The organism is Streptomyces chartreusis, from assembly GCF_008704715.1.
GTDB lineage: Bacteria > Actinomycetota > Actinomycetes > Streptomycetales > Streptomycetaceae > Streptomyces > Streptomyces chartreusis.
In genome coordinates, this window is record NZ_CP023689.1 from 4,282,386 (window position 1) to 4,308,483 (window position 26,098).

Sequence of the window (26,098 nt, forward strand, 5' to 3'; positions counted from 1 at the left end):
TCCAGATCACGGAGGATTCGAAACAAATGTCACAAAGGCGTCTTAAGCGCCGAAAGCCTTGTCCTTCCCCTTCACCGGCTGGGCGCCGGCGCGGAGATGGGCGGGCACGAGATCGATGGCGGGCTCGGTGTAGCCGACGGACACGATCTTGTCGCCCTGGTACGTGAAGGTCGTCAGGGACGCGAGGGTGCACTGCCGCTTGCGCGGGTCGTGCCACAGCCGGCGCCGCTCGACATAGCTGCGCACGATCCAGATCGGCAGCTGATGGCTGACCAGCACGGCCTCGTGCCCGCGGGCGGCGTCCTTGGCGGCGTCCAGCGCGCCCATCATGCGCACGACCTGGTCGACGTACGGCTCGCCCCAGGACGGCCGGAACGGGTTGACCAGGTGCTTCCAGTTCGCGGGCTTCTTCAGCGCGCCGTCGCCGACGCCGAAGGTCTTGCCCTGGAAGACGTTGCCGGCCTCGATGAGCCGCTCGTCGGTCGCGAGGTCGAGCCCGTGCGCCTTGGCGATCGGCGTCGCCGTCTCCTGCGCCCGCTCCAGCGGGGAGGCGCACACATGGGTGACGTCACGGGGGGCGAGGTGCTCGGCGACCCGGTCGGCCATCTGCCGGCCGAGCTCGGAGAGGTGGTAGCCCGGAAGCCGGCCGTAGAGGATCCCGTCCGGGTTGGCCACCTCGCCGTGCCGCATCAGGTGGACGACGGTGACGTCACTGTCGTTCTTGATGATGTCGTCCTTGTTGATGTCGTCGCTCATTCCGCCGTGGCCTCCGCCGCCGCTCGGGCCGCCGCCGGAAGGGCGTCGGCGATGCGCTGGACCGCCTGCTCGTCGTGTGCCGTGGACACGAACCAGGACTCGAAGGACGAGGGCGGCAGATAGACGCCCCGCGCCAGCATCGAGTGGAAGAAGGCGGTGAAGCGGAAGGATTCCTGCCGCTTGGCGTCCTCGTAGTTGCGGACCTCACGGTCGGTGAAGAACACCGAGAACATGTTGGAGGCGTTCTGGAGCCGGTGGGCGACGCCTTCCTTGGTGAGGGCCTCGGTGACGAGGGTCTGGACGGTCCGCGACACCGCGTCGACCTTGGCGTAGGCGGCCTCGTCGAGGAGCCGCAGCTGAGCGAGGCCCGCGGCGGTGGCGACCGGGTTCCCGGACAGGGTGCCCGCCTGGTACACGGGGCCGGCCGGGGCGAGGTGCGCCATCACGTCGGCGCGCCCGCCGAAGGCCGCGGCCGGGAAGCCGCCGCCCATCACCTTGCCGAACGTCATGAGGTCGGGCCTGACCCCGTCGACGCCGTACCAGCCGGCGCGGCTGGTGCGGAAGCCGGTCATGACCTCGTCGGAGATGTACAGGGCGCCGTTCTTGTGGCAGGCGTCCCGCAGCCCCTCGTTGAAGCCGGGCTGCGGCGGGACGACGCCCATGTTGCCGGGCGAGGCCTCGGTGATGACGCAGGCGATCTCGCCGGGGTGCCGGTGGAAGGCCTCGTGCACGGACTCCAGGTCGTTGTACGGCAGCACGATGGTGTCGCCGGCCTGGGCGCCGGTGACGCCGGGCGTGTCGGGCAGGGCGAAGGTGGCCACACCCGAGCCGGCGGCGGCGAGCAGCGAGTCGACGTGCCCGTGATAGCAGCCGGCGAACTTGATCACCTTGGTCCGCCGGGTGAACCCGCGGGCGAGCCGGATGGCCGACATGGTGGCCTCGGTGCCGCTGGAGACCAGCCGCACCTGCTCCAGCGGCTCGATCCGGTCGACCATCTCCTCGGCGAGCGCGACCTCGCCCTCACCGGGCGTGCCGAAGGAGGTGCCGCGGGAGACGGCGTCCTGGACGGCGGCGATCACGTCCGGGTGGGAGTGCCCGAGGATCATGGGTCCCCAGGAGCAGACGAGGTCGACGTACTCACGCCCGTCCGCGTCGGTCAGGTACGGACCGCTGCCGGACACCATGAACCGGGGCGTACCGCCCACGGCGCGGAAGGCGCGCACCGGGGAGTTCACGCCGCCCGGCGTGACGGCGGCCGCACGGTCGAACAGAGCCTGCGAGGCAGGCGCATCGTATGGATAGGGCGTTCCTGAAGAGGGCGCTTCGCTCATGGCCTGCGACTACTCCGACCTTCTCTGACCTACTCCGATGATCTCGGACTCCGGTTGCCAGTGACCTCCTCAGAGTAGGCCAGCGGTCGGCGACGCCCGCGGGGCGCTACCGGCGCGGGGAGCGGTCGTCCCGTCCGCTCGCACCCCTGGCGCCCCTCACTTCACCCGCCGTCACCTCTCCGGGAATCTGCGAGACTGGACGTGATACACACAGCTCATGCGGGGCGTGGTGATCGGGGACTGAAAAGATCCCGCGGACAGGTGTTTCAGCGCACGTTTCGGCGGGCGGCCGTGGGGGAGGTCACTGACACGATGATCGGGTTGCGCGGCGGGGCCTGCGCGTCCTAGAAAAGCAGTCGGGTGGAGATATGCATCGCGGTGGCGGACTGGGCGAGGGGACTGATGACCTGGGTCCTCGACGTGCCCGGCGGGGAAAGCACCGGCGCGACGCGGAGGATTCGAACGAAGCACGCCAGGGACACGTTGTACCAGGTATGCCAGACGCAACGGGTGTACCGGGTGTACCGAGTGAGCACGAGCCGTTCGACCGGCGGATCGACGGCCAGGTCGACCGTCTCCGGGCGGAGAGCAGGAATGGTGGTCGGGTGGGGGTGACGTACAAGTACTTCGGCGCGCCGGACGGCGCCACCGCTGCCCGCGTCCCCATCTCCATGCGGCCCGAGGAGCTGGGCGGCGACGAGCTCGGCATGAACGGCATGTTCACCAAGATCAAGCCGGAGACCATGGCGGCGATGGTGCTGACCGGCATCGAGGGCGTGCCCCTGCACAAGGTGCCGCCGCTGGAGCTTGTCGTCCTGCACCCCGACTACGCGGTCGTCAAGCTGCCGATGACGGTCGTCGACCCGCTGCGGGGCATAGGGGAGGAAGCGGTCGGCGCGGCCGCCTTCATCTGGTCGACGGTGCCGGACCGGGGTGGCCCGCGGGACGCGTTCAACGTGTACCAACTGCTGCACGAGTGGCAGGACTTCTCGCACCGGTTGCATGAGGCGGGGCATCAGCCGTATTGCCTTGTGTGGCCGTGAGCTGGGATTTCATTGGTTTCGGGCGGGGTTTTCGGACCCCGCCTTTGTCATGTGCCGCCTTTGTCGTGCGGCGTCGCGAAAACCTGTTGGTGGGGTGTGGCCGCCGTTGGTAGTTTTTCGGTGGCCGTGCCGGAGGGTGAGGAGGTGGTACCCGTGAACGCAGTATCGACGTGGGTGCTCCCCTCCGGGGTCGCGGTCGGGCGATAGGTCGTCCGGGAGCGCCGTTCAAGCGCACTCCCGAAAGGGCACGACCATGCAATTCACTTCTGAGCAGCGCCTCGACGACGGCGTCCTCGAACGCGAATTCACCCTCGGCGAGATCCCCGGCACCCTGTGGACGCCCGGGTCCGCCACACCGGTCCCGCTGATCCTGATGGCCCACAACAACGGGCTGCCCAAGAAGGACAGCCGGCTGGTCGCCCGGGCCCGGCACACCGCGGCCTGCGGCTACGCGGTGGCCACCATCGACGCCGCCGGGTGCGGTGACCGGCCCCGTTCCGCCGCCGACGAGCAGATCCGCGCCGACCTCCGCCGGGCGATGCAGGCCGGCGAGCCGGTCGACGGGATCTTCGAGGCCCTCGTCGGCCCGCTGGTCGAGAAGGCGGCCCCGGAATGGCTGACCACCCTGGACGCCCTCCTCGCGCTGCCCGAGATCGGCGGCCCGGTCGGGTACTCCGGGTGGACCGCCCTCGGTATCCGCCTCGCGGCGTCCGAGCCGCGCATCGAGGCCGCCGGGTTCTTCGCCGGGGGCTACGTGCCCCTGGCCCAGCGTGAGGAGGCCCGGCAGGTCACCGTCCCGCTGCTGGTCCTGCTCCAGTGGGACGACGAGGGGAACCCCAGGCAGCGGGCCCTGGACCTGTTCGACTCGTTCGGCAGCAAGGAGAAGACACTGCACGCCAACCTGGGCGGCCACACCGGCACCCCGTGGTTCGAACTCGAGGACGGGTGCCGGTTCTTGGACCGACACCTGAAGTAGGGAGGGGCCGTAGGGGCGGGGTTCCTCGATCCCGCCCCTACGTGCCCGAGCAGGCCGCGCAGCTCGCGACGCTCGTCGTCGCGGGCGCGGTGCCCGACGGACGTCAGCGCGATGGCGCAGGCCGTCTCCAGCCTGTGGTGACCGGCATGTCGGCACTCACGTCGACGGCCGGTGGACGACCGTGATGTGGCGTTCCGTGCCGGGGTTCTCGACCTCGTCGACCACCGCCACGGCCAGGTCCTCCGCGCTGATCCACGACCGGCCGTCGTCCGAGGCCGTGAGCAGGGTGTCGGTGCCGCGGCGGTAGCGGCCGGTCCGTTCGCCGGGTTCGAGCTCGGCCGGTGGGCTGAGGTAGACCCAGTCGGCGTCGGCGTGGGCCTCGCAGGTCACCAACTGCGCAGTCCCGGCGAGCGCCACGGCCCGGTACTCGTCCGGCACGTACGCCCGGTTGTCGGCCACCGGCAGGTCGGGGTCGCCGGGGCTGCGCAGGGCACCGGCCCCGCCGACCACGAGCACACGCGTACCGAGCCGCGCGGCGGCGTCCAGCACCGTGCGGGTGGCGCCGACCAGGAACTCCCGGTCGGCCGGGAAGGTCCGCACGGAGAGGATTACGGCGTCTGGGGGGTGGGGCGGGGTGGTGCCGGTCGCGGTGACGCCGGGTGCGGTGGTGCCGGGTGCGGTGACTCCCGTCGCAACGGTGCCGGGTGCGGTGGCTCCCCTCGCAACGGTGCCGGTCGCGATGGTCCCCGCGAGGGCCTCGCGTACGGCCTCCGGGTCGCCCACGTCGACCGCGACCGGCGTGACGTTCGGGTCGCCGTCCCCGGGCTTCCGGGACAGGGCCAGCACCCGGTGCCCGCGTGCCACCGCCTCGGCGATCACCCGGCTGCCGACCATGCCGGTGGCGCCGAGCACGGCGATCGTCATGCGGGGAGACCGGGAAGACCGGCCGACCGATGGCGCGGCCGTAACCGCCCTCTCCGGAACCGGCGTTGCCGAGACCCCGACTGAACTCCCCGTCACCGAACCCGCCCCTCTCCAACCCGCTCATCCCGAACCGGCAGATCCGGAACCGACTCACCCCTGACCGACTCACCCCGGACCAACTCGCCCTCGACCGGCATCCCCGGAATCGGCGCACCCCGGACCTGCACCCCCAGAGCCGGCCCCCCTCCACGCAACCCTTCCGGCCCCGGCCCTGGCCGCTGTCGCCGCCTCCCACGCACCAGCACCCTCCACACCCCCGCCGCGGACTCGAACTGCGCTGCCAGCAGCGCGGCCAGAGCCAGGACGAAGCCGAGGGACTGGGGCAGGCTCAGGGATTCGCCCAGGGCTGTGCCGATGACCGTCGCGACCAGTGGGGACAGCAGCACCAGCGGTGCCGACGCGCCCACCGACAGCTTTCCGATGCCGCGGAACCACAGCGTGTACGCGATCAGCCCGCCGACGCTGCCGAGCCAGAGGTAGCCGGTCGCCGCCCCCGCGTCGATCCGCTGCGGCACGCCCTCGATCGCGAGGGTGAGGGGGAGCAACAGCAGCCCGCCCATGGTCAGTTGCCAGCCGGCCAGGGCCAGGGGGCCGACGCCGGCGGGTCGCCCCCAGCGCTTGGTGAGGACCGTGCCGCAGGCCATCGCGGTCGTACCGCCGAGACCGGCGAGCACTCCGACCGCGTCCAGCCGGGCCTCCGGACCGAGCACGACGAGCCCGACCCCGGCCACGCCGAGCACGCCCCAGGTCCATCGCCAGACCGTCGGCCGGACGTGGAGCGCCGCGATGGCGAGCCCGGCGACCAGCAGCGGCTGGGCGGCGCCGAGGGTGGCGGCGACACCGCCGGGGAGCCGTTCGGCGGCCAGGAACAGCAGCGGGAACAGGGTGCCGATGTTGAGCGCGCCGAGGACGCCGGCCTTCCACCACCAGTCGCCGCGCGGCAGCACGCGGGTGATCGCCAGGGCGAGCAGCCCGGCGGGCAGGGCGCGGACGAGCCCGGCGAACATCGGGTGGCCGGGCGGGAGGAGTTCCGTGGTCACGGCGTAGGTGGTGCCCCAGGCCGCGGGGGCGAGGGCGGTCAGTGCGACGGTCGCGATCGGCAGCGCGCGGGAGACCCGCGGCAGCCCCGATGGCCGCTCGGTCGTGGGATGCATGAGAAGCAGTCTCCGCAGCCCGGCGCCATGACTCCAACACATGGTTGTCATCGCAGCCATGAATCAGAATCATGGGTCTGTGGATCTCCAGCAGATGCGCTACGTCGTCGCCGTGGCCGAAACCCGTAACTTCACGCGCGCTGCGGAGCGCTGCTTCGTGGTGCAGTCGTCCCTCAGCCATCGGATCGCCGGGCTGGAACGGGAGCTCGGGGTCAAGCTGTTCGCGCGCTCCAGCCGCCGCGTCGAACTCACCAGCGCCGGCGTGGCGTTCGTGGCCGCGGCGCGCGAGTGCCTGGCCGCCGCCGACCGCGCGGTCGCCGACGCCGCCGCCGCGACCGGGGTCGTACGGGGCCGGCTCGCCGTCGGAGTGATCGTGACGACGGCCGCGGTGGACGTGCCGGATCTGCTTCAGCGGTATCGCGCCCGGTACCCGGACGTGCACGTCGTGCTGCGTTCGGGGCGCAGCGACGAGCTGGCCGCGGCGGTGCGGGACGGCGAGCTGGACATCGCCTTTCTCGGGCTGCCGGAGGGCGAGCGGCCGTCCGGCGTGGAGACCCTGGTCCTCGATCACGACGAGCACGCCCTGGTCGTGCCGGCCGGGCACCGGCTGGCGGGCGCGCAGCGGGTCACGCTGGAGGAGATCGCCGAGGAGACCTTCGTGGACTTCGCGGCCGGCACCCCCGCCCGCGCCCAGTCCGACCGCGCCTTCGCCGCCGCGGGCCTGGTCCGTGACGTCGCCTACGAGGCCGGGGTCGTCGAGCTGATCTCCCGGCTGGTCGCGCGCGGGCTCGGCATCGCGCTGCTGCCCTCCGCGTACGTCCGTCCGCTGGCCGCCGGTGATCCCGAACTGGCGCTCGTCCGCGTGCTCGACGGGCCGCATCGCCTGGAGTACCTGGTGTGGAGCCGCTTCAACCCCAGCCCGGCGACCCGGGCGATGCTCGACGTCCTCGGCGTCCGGCCGCACTCCGCGGGTTCCTGACCCGGGGTCGGGGGCTCAGCCGCGCGGTACGGGCCCCTTCGCCAGCAGCCCGTTGACCACCAGTGCCGCGAGCGTCTCGGCCGTGGCCGTGAGCTGCTCGGGCGAGGCGGGCACGGGCCTGCCCAGACGACGGGCCAGCGGCACCTCCACCATGCCGGAGACGGGCGGGATGACGGCGAAGAACAGGACGTCCATCGGTACGGGTGCCATGCGCCCCTCGGCCACGAGCCGCTCGATGCTGGGCGTCAGGGTCTGGAGGGTGGGGGCGATGTAGCGCTCGTAGAGGTAGTCCAACCGCTCGGTCTCCCGGTTGAGTTCCTCGACGAATAGCCGTCCGACCAGCGGAGTGTCGACCGCGCTGCGGTAGAAGCCGGTGATGATCAGCCGCAGCCGCTCGGCGTCGTCGACCGAGTCGTCCACCTCGGGCATCCGGGCCAGCTGCCCGCCCAGGGCGTGGTCGACGACCGCGCGCCAGAAGGCCGCCTTGGACCCGTAGCGGTCGTTGATGAAGTTGTGGCTGACGCCGAGGCGGCGGGCCAGCTCCCGCGCGGAGGCGTGGTCGTATCCCAGCTCCGCGAAGGCCTCCAGGCCGCGTTGCAGGATGCTCTGCTCCTCCGGCACCGCGGGCGTGTCCGCGCCGGGGCGTCCCGGCCTGCGGGCGGACTCGGCTCGTGCACCCACTCCTGCCTCCTCACTGCGTGACCCCGACCCGAGGGGCCGTCCACACCTTACTTGACACCTGTCAGACGACAGCTAATCTGACACTCGTCAGGCAAATCTGACAACCGTCAGAACCCTCGAAGCGGAGCCCTCGCCATGTCCCGGACCTCCACCGACGCCACCGACTCCCCCAGCTCCCCCGCCTCCCCTGTCTCCCCCGTCGACCCGCCACCCCCGCCGTCCGCCGAGGCGTCGCCGCGCCATCGCTGGTGGATCCTCGCCGTCATCGGCGTGGCCCAGCTGATGGTCGTGCTGGACGGCACGATCGTGAACATCGCCCTGCCGTCCGCACAGCAGGACCTGGGCTTCTCCGACGGCGACCGGCAGTGGGTCGTCACCGCCTATGCCCTGGCCTTCGGCAGTCTGCTGCTCCTCGGCGGCCGGATCGCCGACCTCTTCGGCCGCAAGATGACCTTCCTGGTCGGCCTGGTCGGCTTCGCCGGGGCATCCGCGCTCGGCGGCGCCGCGACCAATTTCGAGATGCTGGTCGCCGCCCGCGCCGTACAGGGCCTGTTCGGCGCGCTGCTGGCACCCGCCGCGCTGTCCTTGCTGACGACGACCTTCACCGACGCCAAGGAACGCGCCAAGGCGTTCGGCGTGTACGGCGCCATCGCGGGCGCCGGCGGTGCCATAGGGCTGCTGCTCGGCGGTCTGCTCACCGAGCACCTCGACTGGCGCTGGACCCTCTACGTCAACCTGCTCTTCGCCGCCGTCGCCTTCGTCGGTGGAGCGGTGCTGCTGCGCCGCACCAGCCGGGACCGGTCCGCCACGCTCGACGTGCCCGGCGCGATCCTCGTCGGCGGTGGTCTGTTCGGCCTGGTCTACGGCTTCTCCAACGCCGAGACGCACGACTGGGACTCGCCGGCCACCTGGGGCTTCCTGATCGCCGGAGCCGTACTGCTGGCAGCGTTCACCTGGTGGCAGACGCGTGCCAGCCACCCGTTGCTGCCCCTGCGCGTGCTGCTCGACCGCAACCGCGGCGCTTCCTTCGTCTCGGTCCTGATCAGCGGCGCGGGCATGTTCGGGGTGTTCCTCTTCCTGACCTACTACCTCCAGCAGAGCCTCGGTTACACGCCGGTCAGGACCGGGCTGGCCTTCCTGCCCATGACTGCCGCGCTCATGATCAGCGCCACCCTCGCCTCCAGCGTGCTGGTGCCCCGGATCGGCCCCAGGCCGATCGTCCCGCTGGGCATGGGGCTGGCCGCGGCCGGCATGGTGTGGATGACGGCCCTGGATCTGCACAGCGGTTACGCCACCGATGTGCTGCCCCCGCTGCTCGCAGCCGGCTTCGGGCTCGGGCTGGTCATCGCGCCCGCCATGGGGCTGGCGACCGCCGGTGTGGACGCCAGGGACTCCGGGGTCGCCTCGGCCACCGTGAACGCCATGCAGCAGGTCGGCGGCTCGATCGGTACGGCCCTGCTGAACACGCTGGCCACCGGCGCCGCGACCGACTACCTCGCCGGCCGGAACCCCAGGGATCCCGCGGTGCAGGCGCAGGCCGGGCTGGAGGCCTACTCCACCGCCTACTGGTGGTCGGCGGTCTTCTTCGCAGTCGGCCTGGTCGTGAGCGTCGCGCTGTACCGGCGGGGCGCACCGGCCACGGATCCGGACGCGGCGCCGGTCGTCCACATGTGAGCGGCCGCCGGGGGGTGTCTGCACGCGGCACTTGTGAGACTGCCCCGCCCTCCCGCGCCGCGGCCCGGCGGCTCCTCCCCCGAGCCGCGCCGGGCTGCGGGCATCTCACGGATTGCCGGACTCCGTACCATGAGAGCCATGAACGAGAACGTCGAGCCGCCCGTGCCGCCCGCGCCGGGCGCGGAGCAGTACCCGTCGCTCGCCCTCGTCAACAGCGTGATCGCGCTGCCGGGCGGACACTTCGTGGATCAGCTCGGCACGCCCGCCGCGGCGAACGAGTGGCTCGTGGAGCGCGGGCTGGCTCCCGTCGACGCCGGGATGCGGGAGATGTGCGCGGCACAGCTGCGGTCGCTGCGCGAGCAGGTCCGGTCGCTGTTCGACTCGCGGGTCGCGGCGCTGCCCGCGCTGCCGGCCGCGCTGACCGCCGTCAACGACGCGCTGACCAGGGTGCCGACGGCTCCGCTGCTCCAGTGGGACGAGAAGGACGGCCCCTACCGGGCCGCGACGCACCCCACGACCGAGATCGTCGACCACGCGCTGGCGACCCTCGCCGCCGACGCCGCCGACCTCCTCACCTCCGCCGACGCCGAACGCCTCACGGCCTGCGGCTCGGCCCCCTGCAACCGGTACCTGCTCCGCCACGGCCGCCGCCACTGGTGCTCCACCCGCTGCGGCGACCGCGCCCGCGCGGCCCGCGCCTACGCCCGCCGCACCCGGACGACGGCCGACTGAGGGGGTCCCGGAGCCGGGACACAGAATCGAGTGCTCATGCACCGTCGGCCCCCGAATCACGCCAGTGCCGGTGGGATGCGGGAGATTGCCAAGGTCAGGGCCAGTTCGCTCGCGACGGTCGGGACCGGGGGCCGGCAGGTCCGCCAGTTCGTGCGGGGCAGGGCCAGCGGGGTGGAGAGGTTCGCGGCGGAGAGGAGGGCCGCCGCCGTGGCCGTCCGCTCCGTCGGGGTGCCGGTCCCGGCGCGGCGGATCGCCTCGCGGGCCCGTGCGGCTCGGACCGGGTCCGACGGGACTCGGTCGGTCGTCGGGAGTACGCCCCATCTCCGTACGCGCCGCTCGGACAGGGCGCCCGTGTGCAGGAGGCGGCTCAGGGTGAGGTCCAGGACGGTGTCGCCCTGGCGGTCCAGCCACCAGTGGGCGCGGTGCGCGCGGCGGGTCAGCAGGAGCCGTTCCAGGAGGGCGTCCGAGACCGGGTCCGGGGCTTTCGTCGCGTCCCGGGCGTACACGACCCCGGCGGGGTCCACCACCACCCGGCCCGCCCGCGCCAGTTCCGTCAGGACCGCCGCCGCGAGGACGAGGCCCAGTTCCCGGGACCAGCCCCGGACGCCCGCGCCGCCCCAGCCGTCGTACGCCGCGAGCAGGATCTCCTCGTGCAGGGCGGAATCGGCGGCGAGCACCCGGCTCAGCCTCCCGCGCCCGTGCCCACGGCCATCGGGACGACCGGCCAGGCGTGGTACACGCCCTTGCCGTACAGCAGCGGCTCGCGCGGGAAGACCGCGCTGCCCTCGACCTCGCCGACGATGATCCGGTGGTCGCCCGCGGTCACGGTCTGCACCACCCGGCACTCCGCGTACGCCAGCACGACGTCCGTGAGGATCGGGGCGCCGCCCGCCCTGCGCGACGGCTCCCATGCCACCCGGTCGAACTTGTCCGCCGTCTTGCCCGCGAAGATCCTCGACGCCTCCTCGCCGGGCGCCGCGAGGACGTTCGCCACGAAGCTCCGGCCGGCCAGGATCGCGGGCAGCGTCTGGGAGTTCTCGTCCACGCAGATCAGCAGCAGGGGCGGGGCCGCCGACACCGCGCACGTGGTCGTGCAGGTGAATCCGCGCGGCCGGCCGTCCGCGCCGACCGCGGTGATGACCGCCACCTGCGCCGGGAAGGAGCCGAACAACTCCCTGAAACTCTCCGGACTCACGGGCATACGGCCCGCCTCCTCACAAACGCTCCCGGCCGGTCGGCCTGCCCCACCCGCCCCGCCCTCACAGCAACTCCCGTTCCACGGCCCGCAGCATCTTGTAGCTGCTCTCGATCTCCTCCGGGTCCCGGTGCACCAGGAACACCACGCCCGGCGAGGAGTTGAGGTCGACGGTCGGGCGGGTCGGGGTGCCGTCGGCCTTGCGGAAGCGGACGCTCTCGAAGGCGGGGAGCCGTTCCAGGGCCGCTCGCAGCGCGTGCGTCGGCAGGGGCACCTCGCGGTGGGCGAGGAGGTTGACGCAGCGGGCCGACTCGTGGCGGACGTAGCGCCGGGGGCGGGAGCTCAGTGCCGCCGCCCGCGAGGTGTGGCTGTCGAGGGTCAGGGTGACCTGGTCCGCGCCGGTGCACCGCTGGAGCGCGGGCGGGTTGGCGAGGCCGGACAGCCGGGCGCCGGTCTCCAGCAGGCGCGGCCCGTGCGGGGTGAGGATGAGCTCGGTGTGGGCCGGGCCGTGGGCGATGCCGAGGCCGTCGAGCACCCGGCCGACATAGCCGAGGATCTCGTCGAGCACGGGCGCGTCCGGCGGCAGCAGGTCCTCGTGGTCGTAGACGAGCCGCTTGCCGGAGGTGACCTGCTTGCGGCTGATCCACGCGTCGGTGAACCAGTGGTCGCCGTCCCTGCTCACGCTGTTGACGACGTACTCGTCCCCGGCGAGGTGCTCCTGGATCAGCACCGCCTCGTTGGCGCACAGCATCAGATTGGTCTTGCCGAGGGCCGCCCGCAGTGCCGCGGCCACCTCCTGCTCGGTGTCGCAGGTGTACACGTCCTCGGAGCCGGCGCTGTCCAGCGGTTTGACGACCACCCGTGCCAGGCCCTGGGCGCGGCGCCAGTCCAGCAGTTCCGTGAGATCGCTGCCGCGCAGCTGACGCGGGGTCGGCACGCCGGCCGCCGCGAGGACCTCCATCATGCGGGACTTGTCGCGCCGGGCCGTCGACAGCACGGGGTCGTTCCCGCGCAGTCCCAGGCGGCCGGCGAGTTCGTCGGCGACCTCCACGCCGAACTCGCTGGCGGCGATCACGGCGACGGGTGCCTGCGTCCGCAGCCGGGCGAGCACCTCCTGCGCGCGGCCCGGATACGTGAGGTCCTCCGCGAAGACCTCGGTGGGCAGGCTCGCGGCGAAGGTCTCCGGCAGCTCCGCGCGCGAACGCACATGGACCACGCGGTGGTCGGCGGCGGCCGCGCGGGCCAGCATGGCGCCCGTGGTGAGGGCATCCACCAGGACCAGGGTGGGGCGGGCGCTCACCGCGGGTCCCCCTGAGCGAGCCGGGGCCGGGTCCGCAGCCCGGTCCAGCGCTCCTCGATCAGGTCCAGGCACTCCTGCCGGCTGCCGGGGTCCGACGCGACGCGCCAGCCCGCGGGCACCGGCCAGCCGGGCCACCACAGGGAGTGCCGACCCTCGTCGCTGACGACCACGACGAACGCCTCGACCGCGTCCCCCGCGCCCGCCCCGGACCCGTTCACGTCGTTCCCGTCGACGTCCACGTCTGCTGTGGTCACGCTGCTGCTCTCCATGTGCCGTCCGTCGGTTGTCGATGGCCCGCTCAGACCAGCACCGGACCGTTGCCCGCCCGGTGCGCCCGGGTGAGGCGGTTGTCCAGGTGGACGAAGATGCGGTGCAGCCAGCGGTCCCGGCCGTCGTAGCGGGGGACGAAGTTCGTACGGCCGTGCAGGACCAGGCGGTTGTCGACGAAGACCAGCTCGCCGGGGCGCAGGACCACCGACTCGGAGGCGTCCGTCATGGTCTCGCGCAGCCGGACCAGGGCGCCGGCGGCCTCCTCGTCGAGGGCGACCGTGGCGTTGAAGTCCACGCGGATGTCGGGGTCCTCGGGGCTGCCGACGAGGACCGGGTGGGCCTCGGTGCGCTCGGCGGAGCGGAAGGACGGCGGCGCCTCGGTCACGAAGCGGGGCGCCTCCAGGATCTTGCGGTCGGCCTCGTCGATCAGGCCGAGGACCCGGCGGACCGAGCAGATCTGGGTGCCGGCCGTGCCCTCGTGGTCGGAGCGCAGGCACAGCAGGCCGACGTAGTGCGGCCGGTGCGGGTGGAAGGCGTTCTCGATGTGGAACTCCAGCGGTACGGAGCCGCCGTTGCTCTGGGAGGCGGCGAGCGAGGGCACCGGCACGACGTTCTGCACCAGCGCCCCGTACTTCTCGTCGCGGTAGGCGATGACCTCGCCGAGCTGCTGTCCGATCAGCATCGCGACGGCGGACGGCACGGTGGCGTCCCGCTCGACCGAGTCCGGCACGGCGGGTGTCTCGGGCAGCAGCCCGTCCTCGACCGGCAGACCGGCCAGGCACAGCATGCCGTCGGGGCCGGGGTCGCTGCGGTACTGGCGGATCCGCTCCAGCAGGCGCAGGGGCAGCCGGCAGCTCAGCCGGCGTGCCTCGGCCACCCACGCGTGCGCGTCGACCAGGCCGGGCGCGACCCGGTTGAGCTGCTCGGCCAGCTCACCCACGGCGGCACGCTCGGCACCGGTGAGCTCGAGCCGGACCGGGACCTCGCTCTCGGCACCGGGGCGCGACCGGGCCGCGTCATGGACCTGGACCCCGTACCCGGGCTCGGCCGCATCATGGACCTGAACCCCGTACCCGGGCTCGGCCGTGTCGTCGACCTCCGCCCCGGACCGGGACTCGGCCCCCTCCTTCGGTCCGGCCGTGTCGTGGGACGTCCCCGACCCGGCCGATATGTCAGCGATGGACACGTTGTTCGCCTCTCGTGAGGTACGGACGGGACACTCCGCGGTCAGAGCAGGCTCTGCAGCACGCGGGTGTCGACCTTTCCGTTGGTCGTCAGCGGCACCTGGTCGATGGCGACGAAGTGCGCGGGGAGCATGTAGGCGGGCAGTACGGCCGCCAGGTGGTCCCGGAGTCCGGTGGCGTCCATCGGCGTTCCCTCGGCGGGGATCACATAGGCCGCCAGGGAGCGGGAGCGGACCGGGCCGACCGCGATGACGACGGCCTCGGCGACGTCCGCGTGTTCGCGCAACCGTGCCTGGATCTCGCCGAGTTCGACCCGGAACCCGCGGATCTTGACCTGGTGGTCGACCCGGCCGAGGAACTCCAGCGAGCCGTCGGCCCGCCACCGTGCCCGGTCGCCGGTGCGGTAGAGACAGGATCCGGGTGCGCCGTACGGGTCGGGCAGGAACCTCTCGGCGGTCAGGCCGGGACGGTCCAGGTAGCCGCGGGCCACGCCCGTGCCGCCGATGTACACCTCGCCGGGGACGCCGACGGGTACGGGTTCGAGGCGGTCGGTGAGGACGTACATGGTGGTGTTGGGAATGGGGGCGCCCAGCGGGATCAGCTCGGTGGCGGGCGGCTCGGTGAGCGTCTCCCCGGAGTTGCCGACGGTGATCTCGGTGGGCCCGTACTCGGTGGCCACCGGGGTGCCGCCGGGCCCGGCGAACTCCAGCCAGCGCCGCGCCAGTTCGCTGGTGAACGCGTCGCCGGCGGCGATGACGAGCCCGGCGAGCGAGTGGATCTCGTCGGGGGTCAGGTCGTAGCTCAGCAGGTCGAGATGGCCGGGAGTCATCTTGATGAAGCTGTACGGCGCCCCGGCCGCGAGTTCGTCGCCGAGGTCGGCGGTGTCCAGCGGGTCGGGCAGCAGGTGGACGGGCTGCCCGGTCAGCAGCGGGGCGAACAGGCTGGGCATGCCCAGGTCGAAGGAGATCGACGAGAACACCGGGGAGCCGCCGGTGCCGCGGGCCGCGTACGTCTCGGCCGTCCACAGCAGGTAGTTGGCGAGCCCGGCGTGCTCCACCATCACGCCCTTGGGGTTGCCGGTGGAGCCCGAGGTGTAGATGACGTAGGCGAGGGAGCGCGGATCCGTCGTGCGGTCGAGGGGTGTCGCGGGCAGCGCCTCGATCGACTCCCGTTCCCGGTCGAGGAGGACGACGTCGCAGCCGGCCGGCGGTTCCAGGGCCGGCAGATGGGCGGACTCGGTGAGCACCAGCTCGCATCCGGCGGCGTCGATCATGTGCCGCAGCCGCTCGGCGGGCAGGGCCGGGTCGAGCGGGAGATAGCCGGCGCCGGACTTCCACACGCCGAGCAGCGCGGGCAGCAGATCGGCGGTGCGGCGCAGGCAGACGCCGACCAGGGCGTCGGGACGGGCGCCGAGCCCGGCCAGCCGGCGGGCGATGCGGTTGGCCCGCTCGTCGAGTTCCCGGTACGTCGTCGCGGTGCCGGCGACCTTGACGGCCGTCCCGTCGGGCGTCATGGCGGCCTGGGCCTCGATCCGCTCGACGACGGTGCCGGCGCCCCGGTCGAGCCGCGGCCCCGTGCTCCAGTCGCCGAGCACCGCCCGCCGCTCGTCAGGGTCGAGACGGGCGGCGAGCGCGTCCCCGCCGGGGTCGGCCGCCATGGCCCGCAGGACCTCGCGGTGCATCGAGGCGAGTCGGGCGAGGTACGGCGGGGCGAGGGCGGCGGTGAACGTCAGCCGACGCCCGTCCGCGTGGACCCGCAGGCCGTACCCGGACCGCTGGTCGTCCCCGCCGCTCCCGGGCGGTCCGCCGCTGCCGTCACTCGCGGGTCGTGCACCACTGCCACCGCTCCCGGATCCTTCGACACTCCCGTCGCACCCGGGCCGCTCGACGCTCCCGTCACTCCCGGGCCGCTCGATGCTGCCACCGCTCCCGGATCCTTCGACACTCCCGTCACTCCCGGCCCGCTCGCCGCTGCCGCCACGCGCGAACCGTGCACCACTGCCACCGCCCCCCGACCATCCGTCGCTCCCGTCGCGTTCACCGCCGGCCTCCGCCCCGGCGGTGAACAGTGCGCGTTCGCCGTGTGTCACCTCGTCGGCGGACCCGGCCGGCGGCCGCTCCGCCTTGGCGACGCGTAACACCAGCTCCTGCCAGGTGGCCGCCGCCCGGACCACGGTGACGTGCCGCACCCCGGCGCCGTCCGCGACCTCGGCGCACCGCTCGTCCGCCTCGCCCAGCATGCCCAGCACCTTGATGTGGGCGGCCAGCAGCACGGTCGGCAGGTCGGTGCCGCAGATCCCGGCGAGCGCGCCCAGCCCGTCGGCGAGGTCGGCGTGCTCGACGACGGCCGTTTCGGGTGCCGGGTCGGATCCGGGCGCCGGGCGCCATGCCATGGGCAGCGCGAACACCGTGGCGCCGCTCGCGCCGGCCGGGGTCATGGCGCGACTCCCGCGGGGCGGGCGGCGAAGACGGTGTAGACGCTGGTGCCGCGGTACTCCGCCGGCTGCTCGACCACGGTCTCCATGCCGTGCTCGGCGAACAGCTTGGTGACCACGGCCAGTTCGCCGTTGTCGTCCTCGACCTCGACGGCGGCCCGGCCGATGCGGGACCACAGCGCGTCGCCGATGCCTTCGAGGACCTTCACCTCGAAGCCCTCGACGTCGATCTTCAGGAAGTCGATGCGGTCGATGCCGAGGTCGGCGGCGACCGTCTCCAGCCGGTCGATCCGGACGGGCACCCGCTCCACCGTGTCGAAGCGCTCGCCGATCAGTTCGTCCGCCTCTTCCAGGAGCAAATCCCGGCGGTCCTCGTCGAGTGTTTCCGCGATGTTCCCGATGTACGACTTGACCAACGCCCGGTCGACTTCCGGATCGGCGTCGAAGCCCGACATCATCGAGTACTGCGGGTAAAAAGTCAGCTCACGGGTTTGCGCGGCGTCCCCGAGGGCCATGTTGAAGACGGACACGTTCGGCACGCCACCGGCGTTCTTCTGCAATGCGTCGAACGTGCGCGGCACCGGCTCGAAGGAGAAGATCCGGGCTTCCGGGAACTTCGCCGCCATGAACAGAGCGAACATTCCTATGTTGGCGCCCACATCAAAGACAACGGGCCGTTCCGGAAAACCGAAACCGTCGCCCGGTGTATAAACCTCGTCCTCGAAGATTTCCTTGTAGAGATACTCGGTCTCATTGCGGTTCAGCCCGTGCACGGTCATACCGTTGGGCAGCTCCTGCTGGGTCACCTGGCATCATCCCTGGTCAGGCTGGACGCCAGCAGAGACGGCGTCGGGTTTCTGAACACCGCCGAACTGCGGAAAGTGATCCCCCGCTTTCGAGCGGCCGCGACGACGTCCACCACCTTCAGCGAGTCGCCGCCAAGGTCGAAGAAGTTGTCATCAGGACCTACGTCGACACCGAACAACCCCCTCCAGATGTCTCGAATCTCCTGCTCGATCTCTGCGCCTGAGAGGCCATTCTCGATCACGCCACGGACGGTAGCACGCACTTAACGGATCGGAAAAGGTTCGATCTCGGATCATGAGACAACCGAAGAGGAGAGTCCGTTTTTGCCGCGTCTCAATCCTTTTCTTGTGGTGGACATTCCGAGTGACCCCTGCGCTATCCTCCGGCGAGTTGCATTGGGGGATGCCCGGGACGCGCGGATCGCGTACTGAATTTGGAAATTCCCCCTTCCGTTTGTGAGGGGATCCGACATTGTCCACCCAGACCACCGAAACGACCGGGCCCGGCCGGCCGGCCCCGCAGGACGTCGCCGAACTGCGCAGGACGACCCTGGAGGAGCTGCGGCACTGGATGTCCTCGGGCCACTGGGACGAGGTGGAACGCTGCGTCCCCAAACTCCGTGCCCAGCTGGAGGAACTGGGCCCGCTCCCGGAGCGGGTCGTCATGGTCGCCTACGGCGGCGGCAAGGACAGCGCCTACACCACCGCCTTCGTGCGGGCCATGCAGCTGCGGCTGCTGGAGGAGGCCGGTGAGACGTTCCGGCTGCGCGTGGTCACCATGCGGCACGCCGGAATGCCCGTCGCCGTGATGCACAACATCGACCGCACCTACGCCGCGCTCCGGCTGGAGGCCGACCCCGACTGCGAGCAACTGCTCGTCGACGGGGACGAAATCTCGCCATTCCACGTCGACCTGCCGCAGCGCGACCACGTCGTCGCCCGCAACCGCCTCGACATCCTGGTCACCGGCCACCGCACCCTCGGCGACGGCCGCCCGACCTTCTGCAACGCCTGCAACCTGAGCGCGGCCCACGCCTTCGGCCTCGGCGCCTCCCACGACGGCGGCGTGGACGTCATCATCACCGGCGACTCCCCCTACGAGCAGCGCACCTACCTGGTGTGGATCCACCGTCTCGCCGAGCGCATGGGCGTCGCCCCCGAGGGACAGGACCGGGCCGGCTTCCGCGGCGTCCTGAAGGCCACGGACAACATCGGGCGCGCCTACTTCAGCGACATCTACGGCGCCGGGGCGAAGAATCTGATCCACGAGCGCCGGGTCCACCACGACACCCCCGACCAGCTGCGCTTCTTCTCGATCTACGACGACACCGCCTACGCCTCCGGCGACCACTGGGACCTGCTGACGGACTTCCTCGGCTTCCGCTTCGACGAACTCGCCTTCAGCTTCTCCGAGTCCGACTGCGGCAACCCGGCGCTGATGGCCCACATACGCGGCCTGAAGTGCGAGCGCGTCTACGGCCGCTCCTACGAGGAGGGCCTGGACGAGTACGTCAAGTTCGGCAAGCAGCTGATGCGCAAGAAGGAGTTCCCCGACCAGCTGATCGAGCTGATCGGTGCCCGGTACGAGGGCGAGGGCGCCGTAGAGCGCATGCGCGCCGGCATGGACACCTACGCGCAGGACTGCTTCCAGATCACCGAGGAGCAGCTGGTCTGCATGGTCCACTCGCCCTTCACCGACGGCGGCGCGGGTCTGGCCGGCTACGTCAAGGCCGAACAGCCCGAGCTGCTGGAGCGGGTGGACGCCATGGTCGCGCTGCTCACCTCCGACGCGGACCCGGCCGGCGACGAGGCGGACCTGGTGGCCGAGCTGGAGCGCTTCAGCGGGCTGCCGCTGGCCCAGTTGCGCGTCCTGGCGGCCCGGACCACGCGCTCCATGACCGGCATGGGACAGTCGGGGGTCGTGGACCTGATTCTCGACGGCGATCCCCACAAGCAGCGCATCGCGACCCGGCACACGCCCGACGGTCCCGTCGTCGACGAGCTGATCTCTGGAAGGTAACTCGTTGAACTTCGTGGAAGCCGTCGCCATCGGGGCCGCGAGCGTGGCCGCGGGCGCCATCAACGCAGTGGTGGGGTCCGGCACGCTCATCACCTTTCCGACTCTGGTGGCCTGCGGATTTCCGCCGGTTCTGGCCAACGTGACCAACAACATCGGGCTCGTCCCGGGGGTGCTCAGCGCCGCCTACGGCTACCGCCGTGAGCTGCGCGGGCAGCGGCGCCGGCTGCTGCGGTTCGGCGCCGCGTCCCTGATCGGCGGCCTCACCGGAGCCCTGCTGCTGCTCCAGCTGGACTCCGCCGCCTTCGACACCGTGGTGCCGGTGCTGATCCTCGCCGCGTGCGCCCTGGTGCTGCTCCAGCCCCGGCTGAACGCCTGGCTGAGGAAGCGCCCGGAGCGCGGCGGCGCGGACGGCGGGGTGCCGCTGTGGTGCGGGGTGCTGGGCACCGGCGTGTACGGCGGCTACTTCGGCGCGGCCCAAGGGGTGCTGCTCATGGGCCTGTTCGGGAGCTTTCTGCGGGACGACCTCCAGCGGCTGAACGCGGCGAAGAACGTGCTGGCGGCCATCGTCAACGGTGCCGCCGCGGTGGTGTTCGTGGCGGTCGCCGACGTCGACTGGGCGGCCGCCACGGTGATCGCGGCCGGTTCGACGGTCGGCGGTCTGCTCGGGGCCAAGGTGGGCCGCAAGCTGCCGGCGATGGCGTTGCGCGTCGTGATCGTCGTCGTCGGGGTCACCGCGGCGACGGTCATGATCGTCACGTGAGCCGCCGGCTCATGGCTGCTCCACCTCGAACTCGAAGGTCTCGATGATGCGGTGGATGTCGTCCGTGACCCGCTGCTGGTCCTCGTGGAGCAGGATGAACCGGCCGCTGTGCAGGGCGTCGTAGCTGCCGCCCGGCTCCAGGACCTGCCCCGGCCGGGGCACGAGCTCGCGCCAGATCGTCTCGAAGCGTTCCTTCATCGGGGACGCCCTGCGCACCCGCAGCGGCAGCCCGTCCGGCTTGGGCAGCACGAGCCAGCCGCCGCTCGGGTCGCCGGACTTGGGCGGCAGGTCGACGCTCTCGCCGGACAGGGCGCGCAGCCATGCCTCGTACAGGTTGACCCCGAAGAGCTTGTTCACCAGGTGCGGCACCTCGCTGCCGCCGACCCGGCCGCCCACCTCCAGGAAGACGAGCTCGCCGCTCTCGGTGACGAACAGCTCCAGGTGGAAGGGGGTGTCGTACATCCCGAGGACGGCGATGCACTCGCGGGTGAAGTCCTCGATGCGGGTGCGCAGTTCGCTCTCGTGCAGCACCACCGAGCCCAGCGGCGAGCCGGAGCCGAAGGCGAGGCAGTCGTTGACGTACACGGACGCGACCTGGAAGGGGACCTGGCAGCGCGCGTCGGCGAAGCCGTCCACGTGGTGGATGACGCCGGTGACGAACTCCTCGATCTCGTACCGGGTCAGGTCGAGGGTGGGCACGAGCTCCCGCAGCGCGGCCTCGTCGTCGACGCGGTGGACGCCGATGCTCGCGGCACCGTCGACGGGCTTGAGGATCACCGGGTAGCCGGTGGCGCCGGCGAAGGCGACGCAGCTCTCCAGGTCGGCGCAGGGCGCGAAGCGCGGTACCCGTACCCCCGCCTCGGCCAGCACCTCCTTCATGCGGACCTTGTCCCGGTACACGGCCACCTGCTCGGGGCCGGGCCCGGGGATGCCGAGCGCGACCCGCACCCGGGCGGCGATCTCCAGGGTGAACTCGGACAGCGCGATCAGCTGGTCCACGGGCCCGGCCTTCTCGGTGACCTCCTGGACCGCCGAGCGCAGCGCGTCGTAGTCGTTGACGTCCTCGACCTGCACGAAGTGCGCGATGCGGGCGGGGTCGACGAGCACGCCCTCGGCGCCGAGCGCGTCGACGACGTAGCTCACCCGGTGCTTGTCGTGGTCGATGAACTCCTCGTACCGCGTCAGTTCGTTGTCCCAGCGGATCCCGTCCGAGAAGCGGGGCCAGCGATTGACCAGGACGATATGCATCAGTGCACCTCTGTTGTCTGGGGAACGTCCGGGGAGCCGGTGTCCCGCGGGGCGAGGACCTGGCGGAAGCTGCGCATGACCAGCGGCAGCAGGACGGCCCCGAACACGCTGAGCACCACGGCGAGCACGGTCACCAGGTCCTGGGGCTCGATCGCCTCGCCGGCGGTGCCGACCAGGAGCCCGGCCATCGGGTAGGAGAGCAGGTTGAGCAGGTAGAAGGGGCCCATGACCTTGCCCAGGTGCTCCTGCGGGATGACCTTGATCCGCTGGGTGCGGTTGAAGACGTTGTAGTACGCCACTCCGGTCATCCCCGCGACGAAGGCGGTGCCGTAGACGGCGAACGAGGAAGCGGTGCCGGCGACGAACAGGGCCGCGCACAGCGAGGTGAACCCGATGACGCCGAGGACGTGCACGTCGAGCTTGCGCAGCAGCAGCGGGATGACCAGCAGGTTTCCCAGGCCCACGATGCCGACGAAGGTGTTGAGCATGCCGTAGGACGACTCGGAGGCCCCGAACACCCCGGTGACCAGGGCGGCGTTGGCGCTGAGCACGGTCGCGAAGACCAGGTTGATGGCGAAGTTGAGCACGGCAAGCAGCCGGACCGGGCGGTTGCGGATCAGCAGGGTCCAGCCGAGGCCGAGTTCGCCGAGGATCTCCCGGGCACCGCCGCCGTTCCCGGGCTGCCACTTCTGCCGGGGCAGCGGGAGCCAGCAGGCGGCGGCGACCAGGAAGACGCCCGCTGCGAGGGCGAGCAGCCACACCTTGCCGAGGACCAGTACGGCGACGGCGGCGAGGGCGGGCCCGAGGGCCATCGCCAGCAGTTCCATGTTCTGCACGAGGGACTGCGTGGTCGCGAGCTTCTCGCCCCGGGCCACCTGCGGGACCATCTTCTCGACCGACATCCGCACGGGTGCCGCGAGGATCGACAGCAGCGCGCCGTTGGTCATCAGGGCGGCCGTCGTCCAGCCGGGCTGGGCCACGACGACCACGACGACAAGGCCGAGGACGGCGGCGCGGCCCACGGAGACGCGGGAGAACAGCCGGGCGCCGCCGTCCCGGTCGGCGATCAGTCCCGCGAAGGGGTAGGCCAGCAGTCCGGGAAGCCATTCCAGGGCGAACGCGAAGCCGAGCGTCGACACGTCGCCGGTGTCCTGGAAGATGAGCAACGGCACGGCGAACAGCACCACTTGCTCCGCGATCAGCCCGAGCAGCACGCCGGTGGCGAACAGCCCCCGGTGCAGGCTCTCCACCCGCGCCGTCATGCCGGTCCGGCGGTGCGCTCGTGCTCGCGGATCAGCGGCAGTACGTGGGTGTAGAAGATCCGCATCTCGTCGCGGGTGGGCCAGCCGGAGAAGATGAACTCGCTGACGCCGGCGGCCTTGTACTCGTACAGGTAGGCCGCGACCTCCTCGTAGCTGCCGACGACGCAGAGCGCGGGGCCGCCGCGGTAGGCGACGGCGCCGGAGTAGAGGTAGGGGGACAGCCAGTCGTCCTGGGCCTTCTCGGCCAGGCGGAAGGAGTTCTTCACCGCCTCGGAGTCGGAGGCGGCGACGAAACTCGTGACCCAGGCGCGGTGGTCCTCGTCGGGGTCGCGCATCATCTCGGCGAGGTCGGTCAGCGCCTCCTCGCGGGTCGGGCGGGCCAGGACGTGCATACGGATGCCGGCCCGGCATCCGTTGGCGAGCACGGGGGCGGTGGCCTGTGCGATGCCCTCCGGGGTGTCGCCGTAGCGCAGCCAGCAGTCGCCGAAGTCGACGGCGGTCTTCTGCGCGGGGGCGGAGGCGCCGCTGATGTAGATCGTGGGGCGGCCGCCGCCTTTGTATCCCAGTCCCAGCTGGGCTTCTTCGATGCGATAGTGCGCGCCCCGGTGAGAAAGCGGATTCTCGCCTTCCCAGAAGCGGTGCAGGACACTCAGGAACTCATTCGAGCGGGCATAGCGGTCGTCGTGAGCCAGGAAGTCGCCGTAGTACGCCTGCTCGGCAGGAGAAATTCCGGCCACCAGATTCAGCGATATCCGGCCGTCCGACATCCAGGAAATGGTGTTCACGACCTGAGTGAAGAGCGTGGGGCCCAAAAGACCCGGCCGATAGGCGAGAATGAACTTGACGCGTTCCGTTTCGCGCACCAGGGCGCCGATCATCGGAAGCGGGTCGGGCATGTGGTAGCTGATGCCCATGAGCAGGGAGTCGACGCCGAGTTGCTCGGCCTCCTGCGCGAAGTCGACGATCCCGTCGAAGTCAAGCTCCCCGGACCGGTATTTTTCGGTCGCTTTCTGCTGCCCACTGTCCAGCGGTGAACACCAATGGAACTTCAGCTCCGCCATGCTGGTTCCCCGTTCGTGAATACGAGGTCACCCCTACCCGATCATGGCCAAACCGGGCATTCGCTCCCCCGTGCGACTCATATTCCTTGGGGACACTGACACGTGCCCGCCTGGGCAGTCAAGATCGATCCATATTCTGGAATGTCTGCCGGAGATGCCGATCGACGGTTACCGTGGCTTGTTCAAGGGCGAGGAAAGGATGTCTGAAAAGTGCTCCACTCCACCCGCTGGCTAAAGCGTTACCGCCCCTCGGACGCACCCCGGCTGCGGCTGTTCTGTCTGCCGCACGGCGGTGGCACCGCCGCCTTCTTCCGCAGCTGGGCGGAGGCGCTGCCCGCGGAGGTGGAGCCGGTGGCCGTCCAGTACCCGGGCCGCCAGGACCGTCTGGCCGAGAGTTGCGTCGCGGACATGGACACCCTCGCGGACGCCGTCGCCGAAGCCCTCGCCCCGCTGCTGGAGGCGCCGTTCGCCCTGTTCGGCCACAGCATGGGAGCCACCGTCGGCTACGAGGTGACGCGCCGGCTGGAGGACCGGGGCACGCCCCCGCTGCGGCTGTTCGCCTCCGGCCAGGCCACCCCCTTCGCGGAGCGGACCGGCCGCCCGCTGCACCACGAGGACGACGCCACCATGCTCGCGGGCGTGCGCGGCCTCGGCGGCGCGTACGAGACGCTGGCCGACGACCCCGACCTGCTGGAGGTCGTCCTGCCCTCCCTGCGCGCCGACCTGCGCCTGATGGAGACCTACCGCCCCACGCCCGGCGCCCGCATCGGCACCCCGGTGACCGTCTACGCGGGCGGGGCGGACCCAGGCGTCCCGGTGACGCAGGCGGCGGCCTGGCGCGAGGCGACCACCGGCGGCTTCGCCCTGCGCACCTTCCCGGGCGGCCACTTCTTCCTCACGGAGCATCAGCGGGAACTGCTGGCCGACATCCTCGACAGCGTTTCGGCCGGCCGCTCCTGACCGCGCTCACCCGACGCCGACCGTCCGCAGCACCGTCACCGCCAACGTCCGTGCCACCTCGGCCACTTCGGCCAGGGACACCTGTTCCCGCGCGCTGTGCGCCACCCGGATGTCGCCCGGCCCGTACTGCAGCGTCGGGATCCCCGCCCCGGAGTACAGCCGCAGATCGCTGCCGTACGGCGCCCCGCACTCGCGCGGGTCCGCGGCTCCCCCGGCATCGGCGTGGGCGCCGCGTATCAGCGCCGGCAGCGGGTGGCCCCCGGGCAGCCGGCCGCTGGCGAACTGCCCGCCCGGCCAGGTCACCGTCGCCGGATGCCCGCGCAGCCACGGGTCGGCGGCGCACGCCTCGGCGACGCACCGCTCGAAGGCGGCCCGCGCCTCGGCCGGGTCCTCGCCGAGCCGTACGCCCAACCGCCCCTCGGCGACCAGCAGATCGGGCACGCTGCTCGCCCAGTCCCCGGCGCGGACGGTGCCCACCGACAGGGCGTAGGGGATCGGGTGCTCGGCCATCAGCGCGTCGGCGTCCCGGTTGCGCTCGGTCTCCAGCCGGGCCAGCGCCGCGTGCAGCGGCACATACGCGTCGATCGCGCTGACGCCCTGGTCGCGGGCGCTGCCGTGGGCCGCCTTGCCGGGCACGGCGATCCGGAAGGTCAGCGCGCCGGCGTTGGCGGTGACGAGGGCGCCGCCGGTCGGCTCGGTGATGACGCAGACGTCGCCGCGGTGGCCGCGCCGCAGCGTGCCGAAGGCGCCGAGGCCGCCGTCCTCCTCCCCGACCACGAAGTGCACCCCGACCCGCCCGCGCAGCCGCACCCCGGCGGCCCGGATCGCGGCGAGCGCGGCGAGGTGGGCGGTCAGCCCGGCCTTCATGTCGCAGGCGCCGCGCCCGTGCACGACGTCCCCGACGACCCTGGGCACGAACGGGTCGCCGTCCCAGGCGTCCGGGTCCCCGGGCGGTACGACGTCGACATGGCCCTGCATCACGAAGGTGGGCCCGTCCCCGCCGTCCCCGGTGACCCCGACCAGGCCCCAGGCCTCCTCGCGCTCGGCCTCCGTGCCCGGGAACTCCGGGTCCGCACGCAGCGCGTCCAGGTCCATGGACCACAGGTCGACGTCCAGACCGAGCCGCTCCAGCCGCCCGGCCAGCAGATGCTGGAGCTCCGACTCGGCGGCGCTCCCGGTCACGCTCGGCACGGAGATCAGCTCCAGCAGCGTCCGCCCGATCCCGGCCTCGTCGATCTCCGCCAGTACGGCGTTCTCCACGTCACTCAGCACGACGACGTCCCTCCCC

24 protein-coding genes and 1 pseudogene are annotated in these 26,098 nt (G+C 71.8%); 8 read left to right on the forward strand and 17 right to left on the reverse strand.

Annotated features, from left to right (window positions below):
- Positions 1-42: 42 nt before the first annotated feature.
- Both CP983_RS18325 and hemL read right to left on the reverse strand, forming a co-directional pair.
- Entirely contained in the window at positions 43-756 is a 714-nt protein-coding gene (locus CP983_RS18325; protein WP_150500527.1) for a histidine phosphatase family protein, read from the reverse strand.
- Positions 753-2,087: a glutamate-1-semialdehyde 2,1-aminomutase gene (hemL, locus tag CP983_RS18330; RefSeq protein WP_150500529.1), complete on the reverse strand. Its 1,335-nt coding sequence runs from the start codon at positions 2,085-2,087 to the stop codon at positions 753-755. The genes CP983_RS18325 and hemL overlap by 4 nt, the downstream gene beginning before the upstream one ends.
- A gap of 368 nt (positions 2,088-2,455) precedes the next feature.
- On the opposite strand from hemL, the gene CP983_RS18340 reads away from it, so the two are divergent.
- Positions 2,456-3,130 (forward strand): hypothetical protein, encoded by a 675-nt coding sequence (locus tag CP983_RS18340; protein WP_176575950.1) that lies wholly within the window; start codon positions 2,456-2,458, stop codon positions 3,128-3,130.
- Positions 3,131-3,383: 253 nt separating this feature from the next.
- Positions 3,384-4,106: a dienelactone hydrolase family protein gene (locus CP983_RS18345; protein WP_150500531.1), complete on the forward strand. Its 723-nt coding sequence runs from the start codon at positions 3,384-3,386 to the stop codon at positions 4,104-4,106.
- A 156-nt stretch (positions 4,107-4,262) separates the two neighbouring features.
- Here CP983_RS18345 and CP983_RS18350 read toward each other — a convergent pair whose 3' ends face one another.
- Together CP983_RS18350 and CP983_RS18355 are read right to left on the reverse strand one after the other, a co-directional pair.
- Entirely contained in the window at positions 4,263-5,030 is a 768-nt protein-coding gene (locus CP983_RS18350; RefSeq protein WP_150500533.1) for an NAD(P)-dependent oxidoreductase, read from the reverse strand.
- Positions 5,031-5,122: 92 nt separating this feature from the next.
- Entirely contained in the window at positions 5,123-6,244 is a 1,122-nt protein-coding gene (locus CP983_RS18355; RefSeq protein WP_150500535.1) for an EamA family transporter, read from the reverse strand.
- A 79-nt stretch (positions 6,245-6,323) separates the two neighbouring features.
- Between CP983_RS18355 and CP983_RS18360 the strand changes: the two genes are divergently transcribed.
- Positions 6,324-7,223 carry a LysR family transcriptional regulator gene (locus CP983_RS18360; protein ID WP_107904358.1) on the forward strand — a complete coding sequence of 300 codons (900 nt, stop codon included), beginning with the start codon at positions 6,324-6,326 and terminating at the stop codon, positions 7,221-7,223.
- Positions 7,224-7,238: 15 nt separating this feature from the next.
- Here the strand turns inward: CP983_RS18360 and CP983_RS18365 are convergent, their stop codons facing one another.
- Complete coding sequence (locus CP983_RS18365; protein ID WP_373309864.1) at positions 7,239-7,904, reverse strand: TetR/AcrR family transcriptional regulator; 666 nt, start codon at positions 7,902-7,904, stop codon at positions 7,239-7,241.
- 135 nt (positions 7,905-8,039) lie between these two features.
- Between CP983_RS18365 and CP983_RS18370 the strand changes: the two genes are divergently transcribed.
- Both CP983_RS18370 and CP983_RS18375 read left to right on the forward strand, forming a co-directional pair.
- Positions 8,040-9,578, forward strand: coding sequence for an MFS transporter (locus tag CP983_RS18370; protein WP_150500537.1), 1,539 nt, complete (start codon positions 8,040-8,042; stop codon positions 9,576-9,578).
- A gap of 129 nt (positions 9,579-9,707) precedes the next feature.
- Positions 9,708-10,310, forward strand: coding sequence for an ABATE domain-containing protein (locus tag CP983_RS18375; protein ID WP_167537725.1), 603 nt, complete (start codon positions 9,708-9,710; stop codon positions 10,308-10,310).
- Between the two features lie 56 nt (positions 10,311-10,366).
- Here CP983_RS18375 and CP983_RS18380 read toward each other — a convergent pair whose 3' ends face one another.
- From CP983_RS18380 to CP983_RS18415, 8 genes and pseudogenes are all read right to left on the reverse strand, one after another.
- A complete protein-coding gene (locus tag CP983_RS18380; protein ID WP_167537726.1) occupies positions 10,367-10,987 on the reverse strand; it encodes a GOLPH3/VPS74 family protein in 621 nt (206 codons plus the stop codon).
- A 5-nt stretch (positions 10,988-10,992) separates the two neighbouring features.
- On the reverse strand, positions 10,993-11,511 hold the full coding sequence (locus CP983_RS18385) for a flavin reductase family protein (RefSeq protein WP_150500541.1): 519 nt from the start codon (positions 11,509-11,511) through the stop codon (positions 10,993-10,995).
- Positions 11,512-11,569: 58 nt separating this feature from the next.
- A complete protein-coding gene (locus tag CP983_RS18390; RefSeq protein WP_189748963.1) occupies positions 11,570-12,805 on the reverse strand; it encodes an ATP-grasp domain-containing protein in 1,236 nt (411 codons plus the stop codon).
- Positions 12,802-13,059: an MbtH family NRPS accessory protein gene (locus CP983_RS18395; RefSeq protein WP_373309865.1), complete on the reverse strand. Its 258-nt coding sequence runs from the start codon at positions 13,057-13,059 to the stop codon at positions 12,802-12,804. The genes CP983_RS18390 and CP983_RS18395 overlap by 4 nt, the downstream gene beginning before the upstream one ends.
- 44 nt (positions 13,060-13,103) lie before the next feature.
- On the reverse strand, positions 13,104-14,261 hold the full coding sequence (locus CP983_RS18400) for a TauD/TfdA family dioxygenase (RefSeq protein ID WP_229914948.1): 1,158 nt from the start codon (positions 14,259-14,261) through the stop codon (positions 13,104-13,106).
- 56 nt (positions 14,262-14,317) lie between these two features.
- Positions 14,318-16,696, reverse strand: a pseudogene (locus CP983_RS18405) (amino acid adenylation domain-containing protein); the annotation flags it as partial.
- A complete protein-coding gene (locus tag CP983_RS18410; RefSeq protein WP_107904369.1) occupies positions 16,693-17,499 on the reverse strand; it encodes an FkbM family methyltransferase in 807 nt (268 codons plus the stop codon). The pseudogene CP983_RS18405 and the gene CP983_RS18410, both read right to left, overlap by 4 nt.
- Positions 17,496-17,741, reverse strand: coding sequence for a phosphopantetheine-binding protein (locus CP983_RS18415; protein WP_163016846.1), 246 nt, complete (start codon positions 17,739-17,741; stop codon positions 17,496-17,498). The genes CP983_RS18410 and CP983_RS18415 overlap by 4 nt, the downstream gene beginning before the upstream one ends.
- 230 nt (positions 17,742-17,971) lie before the next feature.
- Here CP983_RS18415 and CP983_RS18420 point away from each other — a divergent pair, with 230 nt between their 5' ends.
- Positions 17,972-19,519: a PqqD family protein gene (locus tag CP983_RS18420; RefSeq protein WP_229914949.1), complete on the forward strand. Its 1,548-nt coding sequence runs from the start codon at positions 17,972-17,974 to the stop codon at positions 19,517-19,519.
- A gap of 4 nt (positions 19,520-19,523) precedes the next feature.
- Positions 19,524-20,279 carry a sulfite exporter TauE/SafE family protein gene (locus tag CP983_RS18425; RefSeq protein WP_150500547.1) on the forward strand — a complete coding sequence of 252 codons (756 nt, stop codon included), beginning with the start codon at positions 19,524-19,526 and terminating at the stop codon, positions 20,277-20,279.
- A gap of 9 nt (positions 20,280-20,288) precedes the next feature.
- On the opposite strand, the gene CP983_RS18430 is transcribed toward CP983_RS18425, so the two are convergent.
- The 3 genes from CP983_RS18430 to CP983_RS18440 are packed head-to-tail and all read right to left on the reverse strand — an operon-like array spanning position 20,289 to position 23,850.
- Positions 20,289-21,527, reverse strand: a complete 1,239-nt coding sequence (locus tag CP983_RS18430) for an ATP-grasp domain-containing protein (protein ID WP_150500549.1) — start codon at positions 21,525-21,527, stop codon at positions 20,289-20,291.
- The gene (locus CP983_RS18435) at positions 21,527-22,789 is read right to left on the reverse strand and encodes an MFS transporter (protein WP_107904375.1); all 1,263 of its coding nucleotides are present in this window, start codon (positions 22,787-22,789) and stop codon (positions 21,527-21,529) included. The genes CP983_RS18430 and CP983_RS18435 overlap by 1 nt, the downstream gene beginning before the upstream one ends.
- Positions 22,786-23,850, reverse strand: a complete 1,065-nt coding sequence (locus tag CP983_RS18440) for an LLM class flavin-dependent oxidoreductase (RefSeq protein WP_107904377.1) — start codon at positions 23,848-23,850, stop codon at positions 22,786-22,788. Before CP983_RS18440 ends, CP983_RS18435 begins: the two co-directional genes overlap by 4 nt.
- A 210-nt stretch (positions 23,851-24,060) precedes the next feature.
- Here CP983_RS18440 and CP983_RS18445 point away from each other — a divergent pair, with 210 nt between their 5' ends.
- Positions 24,061-24,810 carry a thioesterase II family protein gene (locus tag CP983_RS18445; protein ID WP_150500551.1) on the forward strand — a complete coding sequence of 250 codons (750 nt, stop codon included), beginning with the start codon at positions 24,061-24,063 and terminating at the stop codon, positions 24,808-24,810.
- Between the two features lie 6 nt (positions 24,811-24,816).
- On the opposite strand, the gene CP983_RS18450 is transcribed toward CP983_RS18445, so the two are convergent.
- Positions 24,817-26,082 carry an ArgE/DapE family deacylase gene (locus CP983_RS18450; RefSeq protein WP_150500553.1) on the reverse strand — a complete coding sequence of 422 codons (1,266 nt, stop codon included), beginning with the start codon at positions 26,080-26,082 and terminating at the stop codon, positions 24,817-24,819.
- Positions 26,083-26,098 lie beyond the last annotated feature (16 nt).